This is a genomic window from Anaerolineae bacterium, from assembly GCA_014360855.1.
Classification (GTDB): Bacteria; Chloroflexota; Anaerolineae; order JACIWP01; family JACIWP01; genus JACIWP01.
Window position 1 is genome coordinate 1 of the sequence record JACIWP010000205.1, and the last position, 5,486, is coordinate 5,486.

The following is a 5,486-nucleotide window of genomic DNA, read 5'->3' on the forward strand; positions in this document are numbered from 1 at the left end:
GCGGCGCCAAGCGGGTCGGGAAGCATATCGCGCTGTACTTGGCCGGCAAAGGCGCTCATATCGCCTTCAGCTACAACCAGGCGCACGAGTGGGAGGAGACCAAGGCGGAGATCGAGTCACACGGGGTGCGGTCCCTGGCCATGCAGGTGAACGTGACCCGGTCCGACCAGGTGCGGGCCTTTGTGGACGCGACCATCGAGCGCTTCGGACGCATTGACGTGCTGATCAACAACGCCTCGGTCTGGCTGAGGGCGCCGTTCCTGCAGATTCGCGAGGAGGATTGGGACCTGGCCATGGACGTGAACCTGAAGGGGCCCTTCATCTGCTCGCAGTTGGTGGCGCCGCATATGCTCAAGCAAGGCAGAGGTGTGATCATCAACATCACGGACCTGTCGGCCTTTCAGACGTGGCCGGAGTATGCCCATCATGCGGCCAGCAAGGCCGGCCTGTGGTCCCTGACGAAGTCCATGGCGGTGGAATTAGCGCCGGCGGTGCGGGTCAATGCCATCGCCCCCGGCACCATCCTCCTGCCGGATAATGCGCCGCCGGAGAAGCGCCGCTGGGCGGAGGAGAAGTCCCTGCTCAAGACGGTAGGCTCGCCCCTGGATGTCGCCCGGCTGATCGAGTTCCTGATCGAGTGCGATTTCGCCACGGGCAGTGTGTATTTCGTGGACGGAGGGCGCTCCCTGACATGAGCACCGGCGGTGTCGAGAGGGGGAGCGCCGGCGGGATATTGATCCGCGACGGCGCCGTGCTTGCCCCAGGGGGCTGGTGGAAGCCGGGCTACGTGTACCTGGAGCAGGGGAAGGTGCGCGCGGCCGGCGCTGGTGCCCCGCCGCCGGCGCTGGTGGAGGCGGCCGGCAAGACCCTTGCGGCGCGCGGCAAGGCGGTGCTCCCCGGCGTTATCAACGCCCACACGCATTTCAGCCAGGTGCTGATGCGCGGGCTGGCCGGCGGCCGGCCGTTGGTGCAGTGGCTGAAAGAGCTGATCTGGCCCCTGCAGAGCGCCCTGACCCCGGAAGAGATGGGGTTGGCTGCCCTGGTGGGGCTGGTGGAGAACCTGCACTGCGGCGTGACCCATGTGGTCCAGCATCATAAAGTGGTGCGGGGGCCGGCGTTCACCGACGCGGTCTGCCGGGCCGCGCAGACGGTTGGACTGCGCATGACCTTGGCGCGCTCCTGGGCGGATATGGGCGCCAACCCGGAGCCGGCGGATGCGATTCTCGACGACCTGCGGCGGCTGTACCGCGAATGGCATCAGCCCGGCCGGCTGGAAATCGCCAACGGCCCTATCAGCACCTGGCGCTGTTCCGTGGACACGATGCAGAAGACCCACGCGCTGGCCGGCGAGTTTGGGGCACCCACCCATATCCATGTGGCGGAGACCCAGGAAGAGGTGGAAATGACGCTGGAGTTGTTCGGCCGGCGGCCGGTGGACTGGCTGGAAAGCATCGGCGTCCTGGACCAGCGCACCCAGGTGGTGCACGCCGTCTGGCTGGAAGAGGGCGAGAAGCAACTGCTGGCGGAGCGGGGGGCCACCGTGGTGCACTGTCCTGTGAGCAACATGGTGCTGGGATCGGGGATCGCACCGGTGGCCGATTTTCTACGCAAGGGTGTGCGCGTCCTGCTGGGGACGGATGGGCCGGCCAGCAACGATACCCAGGACATCTGGGAGACGCTGAAGTCGGCGGTGGGGCTGGCGCGCGTGGCGAACCTGGACCCCACGCTCCTGCCGCCGGCCCAGGCCCTGCGGCTCATTACCGACGGCCGGACGGTGCAGGAAGGCGCGCCGGCGGATATCATCATTGTCAATCTCCGCCATGCGCGCGCTGTGCCGGTGCATGACCTGGATTCGGCCTTGACGCTTTGCACCCATGGGAGTGATGTGGATACGGTTATCGTGGACGGCCGCATCCTGATGGAGGAGGGCAGGGTGTTAGTCATAGATGAGCCGGCACTGCTGGAAGAGGCGGAGTCCGCCCTGCGGCATCTGCGCCGGCGCCTCGGCTGGGAATAATGGGGGTAATAATGACCGGACAAGAACGTATTCGACTGCTGATAGATCACCAGCCGGCGGATCGGGTCGGGATTTTCGAATCCTTCTGGTGGGAGACGGAGCAAGAGTTCCATGCGCAGGGCATGCCGGCGGATACCTCGGCCGAGGACTATTTCGGCCTGGATATGGGCATGTTCTGGTTCTCGCAGTCCTTCCTGCTTCCCACCGAGGTCAAGGAAGAGGGAGCCGGTTATCGCCTCATCACCGACGAGTGGGGCACGCTGACGAAGGAGTATACCGATCACCAGGCGACGCCGGGCCTGCTGGGCTTCCTCATCCAGGACAGGAAAAGCTGGGAGGAGTACAAGCCGCTCCTGGAGTACCGCCCGTCGCGCATGGACTGGCCGGCATTGGAGGCGCGCTATCAGCACCTGCGCCGGCAGGGCCGTTATGTCGTCCTTTCCGTGCTGGACCCCTTTGAGTGCACCTGGCACAAGATCGGCCCGGAAGCACAGCTCATGGCGCTGGTGACCGACCCGGACTGGCTGCGCGACATGTACGAGGCCGATGTGCGTCTCGTCGAGGATGCGTTTGAGGATCTGTGGGGACGTGGACTGCGGCCGGATGGGCTTTGGATCTTCGGCGATATCGCGTATAATCACGGGCTGTTCTTCTCGCCGCGGGTGTACCGCGAGGTACTGATGCCGTTCCACCGCCGGCTGGCGGATTTGGGCCACCGCTACGGCTGTCAGGTGATATACCACAGCGACGGGGATGTGCGGCAGGCCATCCCTTTGCTGATCGAAGCCGGCATGGACTGCCTGCACCCGCTGGAGGTGAAAGCCGGCGTGGACATCCGGCCGCTCAAGAAGGAGTACGGCGATCGGCTGGCCTTCATCGGAAACATCGACGCGCGCCTGTTCCAGGCCAATGACCTGGACGGCCTGCGGCGGGAGATACTGGAAAAGGTGCCGGTGGCCATGGCCGGCGGCGGGTATATCTTCCACTCCGATCATTCCCTGCCGCCGGGCACCCGGCTGGAAACCTATCGTTTTGCGCTGGAGCTGGTGAATGAATGTGGGACATACCGCTGAGTGCGGAAGAGGGGGGTCGTATGACGCGTATCCATGACCTGCGGTCGTTTTTGGAGGTGCTGGAGGAGGCCGGCCAACTGGTACGCATCCGCAAACCGGTCTCGCTGGAGTATGAGCTGGCGGATGTGGCGGCGACGCTGATGCGGGAGTCCGGGCCGGCGCCCCTGTTCGAGAACGTCGTCGGCAGTCCCTGGCCGATTTTCACCTCCGCAGTGGCAAGCCAGACGCGTGCCGCGCTGGCGCTCGGGTGCAAGAAGCATGAGGTCGTGCAGGTCATGCAGCGCGCCCTGGACCCCATCAACGGTATTCCGCCGGTGCTGGTGGAGGATGCGCCTTGGAAGGCCAATGTGCGCGTGGGCGATGAGGTGGACGTGCGCACCCTGCCGATCCCGGTGCACGCGCGCGGCGACGGGGGGCCGTTTATCACCGGCGGCGTGGTGGTCTCCAAGGACCCCATCTCCGGCCGTGGCAACCTGTCCTATAACCGCATGCAGGTGAAGGGGCCGCGCGTCTTCGGCTTCAACCTGAACGAATGGCGCCATGTGCGGCAGTTCCTGGATGTGCAGGAGGCGCGCGGGGAGCGGCTGGAGATCGCCGTGGCCATCGGGCTGGACCCGGCCATCATGATTGCCGCCGGCGCGCGCTATGACGATGACGAACTGCGCATCGCCGGCGCCATCCGCGGCGAGGGCGTGAAGGTGACGCGGGGCGTGACGGTGGACCTGGACATTCCCGCCGAGGCCGAGATCGTCATTGAGGGCTATTTGGCGCCGGGTGAGCGCGCCGGCGAAGGCCCCCTGGCGGAGTTCCACGGCTACTTCGGCGACATCTGGGAAAGCCCGGTCTTCTATGTCACTGCTGTCTGCTGGCGCGATGACCCCATCTTCCAGACCATCATTCCCGGTTGGGATGAACATGTCTATCTGGGCAACGTCCTGCCGCGTGAGCCGCTTCTCCTCTCTTACGTCCAGCATGTCAGCAAGCGGGTGACTGGCCTGCACATCCCGCCCTACGGCAACGGCTTCACCGCCATTGTGGCCATTGACAAGGATAACCCGGGGGAACCGAAGAACGTGGCGCTGGCGGCCTTCACCGCCCATGTCAACATCAAATGGTGCATTGTGGTGGACCCGGACGTCAACATTTATGACCCGGCAGATGTGATGTGGGCGCTGACCACACGGGTGGATTGGGAGCAAGATGTGTTCCTGGTGCCGGGTGCGCAGGGGCACGAGATGGACCCCACGGCAGATGTGCGCGGGGTCCATACCAAGATCGGCGTGGATGCGACACTGCATAAAGGCCGGCGCGAATACACCGACCGCGTCAGCTATGAATGGGTGGATCTGAAGAAGTACCTGGGATGAGCCACCAGGCCCGAGGAGGGATGGCCGGCGCGTGCGGTGCCGGCTATTCCTCCTCCCGCCCCAGCTCTACTTCCAGGCCGCCGGTGATGCCGGCGACCAGGTTGTACACCGCGGCGTAGATGGCGCCTACCACCCCACCGACAACGGCGTACACGATAATCCCCAGGAAGTACAGCAGGATGGAGCCGAGAATGCCCAGGCCGGCCTCGAACGGGAAGCGGCGGGGATGATCTGCCATCAGGCTCCAGATGCCGAAGCCGAAGATCCCCGGCAGAAACACGGCGAAGAATCCCACCACGGCGAAGATCAGCCCGCTCAATACCGCCATAACTTTGAAAGCGGAACCCACTGCGACACGTCGAAGGGTGTACATGGTCTGCTCCTCTGTCAGGACTGCAACTGCCAGGCGGATGATTCTTCCTGGATCACTCTCTCCAGAATGGCGTCGCGCGTTTCGGTGATTTCCTCCCACATGGCCTGGCGGGCGGCGGCGACATCATGCCGGCGCAGGGCGTCCAGGATGCGGGCGTGGGTGTGAAGCTGAGATTGGCCGCCGCGCCGCATTACCATATAGCGCGCCAGGCGCTCGTGAATGTGGCGCAGGAGGTTGGCCAGTTCCTCGTTGCCGGCGGCTTCGGCGATCAGATAATGAAACTCGCGGTTCTCGTCGGTGTAGCGGTCGTACGATTCCTCGTCATCGCCGGTGTAGCCGGCGTGCACCCTTTCCAGGCGGGCAAGCTGTTCGGGGGTGATGCGCTGGGCCGCCCGCTCCACGGAGGCCAGCTCCAAGATGCCGCGCAGTTCCAGCAGGTCGCGCAACTGCTTCAGCGTCAGGCGGGTGACGAAATAACCGGAACGCGGCTTGATGGTCACCAGGCCCTCCTGGTCCAGCATTTGCAGGGCCTCGCGCACCGGGGTGATGCTGGTGCCGTACTGGCGGGCGAGGTCTTCCACGGAAAGGCGTTCGCCGGGGCGCAAGTGCTGCATGATGATGGAGCGCCGGATCTCTTTGTAAATCCTGTACTTAAT

The 5,486-nt window shown here is 64.7% G+C and carries 6 protein-coding genes; 4 read left to right on the forward strand and 2 right to left on the reverse strand.

Annotated elements, in window-relative coordinates; all coding sequences use genetic code 11:
- The 4 genes from H5T60_10930 to H5T60_10945 all read left to right on the forward strand — a co-directional run.
- The coding region (locus tag H5T60_10930) for an SDR family oxidoreductase (protein ID MBC7242944.1) at positions 1-695 on the forward strand (695 nt) is incomplete at its 5' end.
- Positions 692-2,017, forward strand: coding sequence for an amidohydrolase (locus H5T60_10935; protein MBC7242945.1), 1,326 nt, complete (start codon positions 692-694; stop codon positions 2,015-2,017). The genes H5T60_10930 and H5T60_10935, both read left to right, overlap by 4 nt.
- A gap of 11 nt (positions 2,018-2,028) precedes the next feature.
- The gene (locus H5T60_10940; GenBank protein ID MBC7242946.1) at positions 2,029-3,090 is read left to right on the forward strand and encodes a hypothetical protein; all 1,062 of its coding nucleotides are present in this window, start codon (positions 2,029-2,031) and stop codon (positions 3,088-3,090) included.
- Positions 3,091-3,110: 20 nt separating this feature from the next.
- Positions 3,111-4,457, forward strand: a complete 1,347-nt coding sequence (locus H5T60_10945; GenBank protein ID MBC7242947.1) for a UbiD family decarboxylase — start codon at positions 3,111-3,113, stop codon at positions 4,455-4,457.
- 43 nt (positions 4,458-4,500) lie between these two features.
- Here the strand turns inward: H5T60_10945 and H5T60_10950 are convergent, their stop codons facing one another.
- Positions 4,501-4,830 (reverse strand): hypothetical protein, encoded by a 330-nt coding sequence (locus H5T60_10950; protein MBC7242948.1) that lies wholly within the window; start codon positions 4,828-4,830, stop codon positions 4,501-4,503.
- Positions 4,831-4,844: 14 nt separating this feature from the next.
- Positions 4,845-5,444 (reverse strand): GntR family transcriptional regulator, encoded by a 600-nt coding sequence (locus H5T60_10955; protein MBC7242949.1) that lies wholly within the window; start codon positions 5,442-5,444, stop codon positions 4,845-4,847.
- Positions 5,445-5,486: the final 42 nt, after the last annotated feature.